Source organism: Thauera butanivorans NBRC 103042, from assembly GCF_001591165.1.
Taxonomy (GTDB): Bacteria; Pseudomonadota; Gammaproteobacteria; order Burkholderiales; family Rhodocyclaceae; genus Thauera; species Thauera butanivorans.
On record NZ_BCUG01000106.1, the window covers coordinates 1 to 4,577 of the forward strand.

General features: G+C 63.1%; 6 protein-coding genes and 1 pseudogene. 3 read left to right on the top strand and 4 right to left on the bottom strand.

The window, feature by feature from the left end; genetic code table 11:
• Positions 1-788, top strand: a 788-nt coding sequence (locus TBU01S_RS22375; protein WP_217999687.1) for a hypothetical protein, incomplete at its 5' end; no start/stop codon positions are given.
• A 562-nt stretch (positions 789-1,350) separates the two neighbouring features.
• Here the strand turns inward: TBU01S_RS22375 and TBU01S_RS22380 are convergent.
• From TBU01S_RS22380 to TBU01S_RS22390, 3 genes and pseudogenes are all read right to left on the bottom strand, one after another.
• A pseudogene (locus tag TBU01S_RS22380) lies at positions 1,351-1,512 on the bottom strand (LysR family transcriptional regulator); the annotation flags it as partial.
• A complete protein-coding gene (locus tag TBU01S_RS22385) occupies positions 1,513-1,842 on the bottom strand; it encodes a DUF3325 domain-containing protein (RefSeq protein WP_068639699.1) in 330 nt (109 codons plus the stop codon).
• A complete protein-coding gene (locus tag TBU01S_RS22390) occupies positions 1,839-3,443 on the bottom strand; it encodes a PepSY-associated TM helix domain-containing protein (protein ID WP_083953807.1) in 1,605 nt (534 codons plus the stop codon). Before TBU01S_RS22390 ends, TBU01S_RS22385 begins: the two co-directional genes overlap by 4 nt.
• A 77-nt stretch (positions 3,444-3,520) precedes the next feature.
• On the opposite strand from TBU01S_RS22390, the gene TBU01S_RS22395 reads away from it, so the two are divergent.
• Positions 3,521-3,772 (top strand): type II toxin-antitoxin system Phd/YefM family antitoxin, encoded by a 252-nt coding sequence (locus TBU01S_RS22395; RefSeq protein WP_068639700.1) that lies wholly within the window; start codon positions 3,521-3,523, stop codon positions 3,770-3,772.
• On the top strand, positions 3,762-4,199 hold the full coding sequence (locus TBU01S_RS22400) for a putative toxin-antitoxin system toxin component, PIN family (protein ID WP_068639701.1): 438 nt from the start codon (positions 3,762-3,764) through the stop codon (positions 4,197-4,199). Before TBU01S_RS22395 ends, TBU01S_RS22400 begins: the two co-directional genes overlap by 11 nt.
• Positions 4,200-4,230: 31 nt before the next feature.
• Here the strand turns inward: TBU01S_RS22400 and TBU01S_RS22405 are convergent.
• Positions 4,231-4,577, bottom strand: a 347-nt coding sequence (locus tag TBU01S_RS22405; protein ID WP_245651021.1) for a DUF3649 domain-containing protein, incomplete at its 5' end; no start/stop codon positions are given.

A 4,577-nucleotide genomic window follows, 5' to 3' on the forward strand; every position in this document is an offset into this window, starting at 1 on the left:
CCCTAACGGTCCAGCATCCTTCGATGAATGTAGGAAGGGAGATCCGCTTTCATCTAGCCCCCATTTCCTACCTGCGATCGGAATCAAGTGGTGTCTCCTTCGGCGAGAAATCCCACTCAGAGGGTCTGTTCGTGCTGGACCTCCCGAACCTTGGCGCGACGAGGTTTGTGGTGGAATGGGTAACGATTTACCACCGAGACGCGGAGATTCCAGGTGCGACAGTGATTGCCGGTTTTAGCGCGGTAGTGGGTTTGCCGCCGGACGGTCCAATCGACGCCGACCGGATAGTTGCGAAGTTCAGGAGCTCACTCGAGGTTCTATCGGTTCTGTTTCGGCAAGCTGTTTCCCTGCATGGCTGGACGTACTCCGACGATGAGACCGCCTCTACCTGGATCGAGCCCCTTGAGGCGAATGTAACGCCGTCTGCGCGCGAGGGCCGTGGTGACTTTGTCGCCCACCCTCAAGTCTTCGCGGAATGTGCTACGAACTTGGCTCACGCATATGAAAAGGCCGGCAAGGAAATCCGATCATTGATTCGTCACCTTTCAGTGGCGCTTAATCCTCATACCAACTCGAGGAGCGCGGATCGCTTCCTGTTCATGTTCTCCGTACTGGAAAGGGTGGTCGAATTCGCGTGGAAGCGGGACCAAACACCACAGAGCCCTACTGTCACAACCCACGCGGTGATTAAGCACCTCGAACAACTGAAAGAAGCTGTAGTCGCCGAGGATGGCGAGAACGCTCCAGAGATTTCAGCGCGACTGGGGGGGGCTCATCAATGTTGTTAATCGACCCAGTGTGCGAGATAAGTTCGAAGCATTCTTTCGCGTGTATCCAACGATGCCCGTCCATTGCGCGGACCTCTGGCCTATTCTGGGATCGGATAAAGAGCGCGGGCTGAGAGATATCCGCAATGCACTGGCACATGGACGCAGCTCTTTTATATCGCTCGATGTCGTGGGGGTTGCCGAGTGGCACTTAGCGATTTTGCTTGAGCGAGTGATTTTCGTGCTTCTCGGCATGACCTTGCCGGATGGAATATCCCCAGGGTCGAATCTGTTACGAAAGGGTGGAAAGGGATGGTACGAGAGGGATTGGTGGGAGCCCTTGCGCTCCAAACAGGACCATGCGATATGATTGGCATTGACTACGACCGAATGATCAATGTCTGGTCATTGCTTCTAGGCGGACCCTACAAGTTATCTACCTGACGACCTCTCCGGCCGACAAGTAGTTTAGTTGTCAGGATGAGCGGTGACTCCGACCATATAGCTGCCATTGAGCCTTCATGTCCGCGAAGAGGGCTCAGGGTCGGTAGCGGAAATCCGCGAGGCGGCCGCTTGGTTCGGTGCGCCGCGTGGTGCGCTCCAGCAGGCGCACGCCCAGGTTTTCCTCCAGCTCCTTGATGGCGCGCGACAACGGCGATTGCTCCATGTGCAGCTTCTCCGCCGCACGCGCAAAGTGCAGTTCCTCGGCCACGGCGATGAAGCAGCGCAGGTGTCGCAATTCCATTCACGAGCGCTCCCTGTGCGTGGGTTCAGGGGGGCCGCTGCCGGTCGCCACCAAGGCGAAAAGCTGCGGTCGATAGGTGAGCACGAGTGCCACCGCCGGCACAGTGGCGCTCAACAGCCCCAGCCACAACACGGCGCCAACGGCCCAGCCCGAATGCACGATGCAGGCTGCGAGCGACGCACCAAGCGCCGCCGCTCCGGCCACGCGCAGCAGCACGCCACGGCGGCCAGGGGCCGGGCGCTGCCATACCTGCCGGTGATGGCGATCCATCGCCAGTGCCAGCGCGGCAAAGCCGGCGCAGGCCAGTGCGAAGGCCAGCAGCGCCATCATTCGCCGGCCCTCGCGTGGCGGATCGTGGCCGAGGCACGCACGGGCAAGGGGCTGCCCACGCCCTGACTCTGGAGCTGGGGCTGTGCCCTGCGGGTCAGCCGCCAGGCCAGCGCCGCGAAGGCCAGGCCGAAGACGAGCATGGTCAGATCGAAGCCGGCCATCACCCAGTCGCCTTGCGGCAGCGATGCGCCCAGGTGGCGTTCGGTGGTCAGTGCATTCAGCACAGGCAGCAAGGCAAAAGCCGCAGCGGCCAGCCAGCCCTGCTCGATCCAGGCGCGTGCCGTCGGCCGCAGCGTCGCGTGCAGCAGCAGGAGCCCCCAGGCGATGAACATGGCATGGGCTTCCCATGCCGCGCGCGCCTCGAACGCGACCGGGATCAGCCGGTTGGCCCAGAAGTAAGCCGCAATGGCGATGGGCAGCCCGACGACGGTGCCGACGTTCAAGCGCTCCACCAGCACCAGCCCGCGATGATCCGCGTCGGCCTGCTTCTGCGCCCGCTGGCGGCGCTTGACCGTCCACAGCACCAGCCCGGTGGCGATCATCGCCGTGCCCAGCAGCCCGGAGAGGAAGTACAGCCAGCGCAATACCGGGCCGGCGAACAGCCCTTCGTGCAGGCCCAGCAGCACATCGTTGATCGCCTTGGGTGTGGAGCGAATGGCCGGCAGCACTTCGAGCAGTTCGCCACTCACTCCGTCGAACACCAGAGTCTCGGCACTGCGCAGCGGGCCAGACGTGGCCTGGCGGGCCGTCACTCGCGCCTGCGTGTCGCCGGGGTGGCGAATATCCAGGCTCTGCACCTGGCCCTCGCCCCAGCGTGCTTCGGCCTGGGCCAGCAGGGGCGACAGTGGGGTCAGGGTAGCCGCTACACCCGCAGGCTCGGCCAGTAGTGCTGCGCGACCATTCAGTTCATCGAAGTACAGCCGCCGGTTCTCCTCGCCTGTACCGTAATGCGCGGCGATCACCAGCGGCATATAGAGGGTGGCGAAGAACAGCAGCCCCGAATAGGTAATCATCAGGTGGAACGGCAGCGCCACCACGCTCAGTACATTGTGCGCATCCAGCCAGGAACGCTGGCCCTTAGCCGGGCGGAAGGTGAAGAAGTCGGCGAAGATCTTCTTGTGCACGATGATGCCGGTGACGATGGCCAGCAGCATGAACATGGTGGCCAGGCCCACCAGCCAGTCGGCCATGGCCGACGGCAGGTAGTACAGACGCCAGTGCATGCGGTACAGCAACTGCCCACCGCCGCTGGCCCGTGCCTCCAAAGGCTGGCCAGTTGCCTGGTTCAGCTGCTCACTGCCGTTTGGCCCATTGCCCCGCCAACTCACACGCAACCAGGGATTGTTCCGATCCACCGGCAAGTTGACGCTCCAACGCTCGGCCTGCGGTGCCCGTGCCAGCAAGCGCTGCTCCGCCATTGCCAGCACCTGGGCCGCAGGCACCTGTGGCGCGGCTGGCAACTCGGGCTGCATCCAGCGGTCGATCTCGGTGTCGAAATAGCCCGCCGTGCCGGTGAGGAACATGAAGAACAGCACCCAGCCCAGCAGCAGCCCGGCCCAGGTATGCAGGCCGGACATGGATTGGCGAAAGCCCTGTTTCATGCTGATGATGATCCTGTTTGAACGAATCGAACGATTCGCCTAAAATGATCGAAGTCTTTACCGCAGAGGACCGACCCATGCAGACCATGAGCGCCAACGAAGCCAAGACCCGCTTCGGCGAACTGCTCGACCGGGCGCAGCGCGAGCCCGTGCAGGTGGCCCGCCACAACCGCGTAGTGGGCGTGATGGTGTCCGCCGAAGACTATGCCGCCATGCGCGCCTTCTACGCCGACCGCCTGCGCCACACCCTGGAGCGCACCGCCCACGCAGCCGCCGAGCGGGGGCTGACCGAGGGCGAACTTGCCCGACTGCTGGCCGATGAAAGCTAAACGGGTCGTACTCGATACCAACGTATTGATCAGCGCGGCCCTGTCCGCCCGCTCCACGCCCGCCCGCATCACCTTCTGGGTGCTGGAGCATGGCCGCCTGCTGTTGTCGCCGGAGACCTTCGCCGAGTTGGAAACCCGTCTGTGGCGCCCCAAATTCGACCGGTATCTGAACCCGGAAACCCGGCGCCAACTGCTGCACGATTTCAATGCGGTGGCCGAGTGGGTGAAACTGCCCACACAGCCGGGTACGGCATACAGCCGCGACCCGGATGACGACAAGTTCGTCCACACCGCCCTGACCGGCGCCGCCGACTGGCTGATCAGCGGCGACAGCGACCTGCTGGAACTGCCCGCGATGGACGGGCTGAGCATCCTTTCCCCGGCACAGGCCCTGGCCCTGATCGACAACGACCTGCCAGCCGGATAGTGGCAGGCTGGCGGATCGTGAAAGCCCTGCTTCATGACCAGGCCCTCTGTACAGCCAGCAGCACGCCAGCCAGCACAGCCGGCACCAGTACTCCCGCCCAGGCCCACCCGGCGCTGCGCGCCGCGAAGGCCCAGAGAATGGCTGCGGTATAGACGGCAAAGCTGAGCAGCAGCGCAGCCATCACCGATTCGGCACGGCCAATAGGCAGTAATCCGGCCAAGGCGAGCGGCAGCAGATTGGCCAGTGCATAGCCGCCGAATACGGCTGCGACTACGCGTTGGCACACACTCAATGCAATTGACACGGCCATCGTCAGAAGTTGAACGTGGCCGACAGTTTGAACGTCCTGGGTTCCGGAAAATAGACGTTCGACCCTTG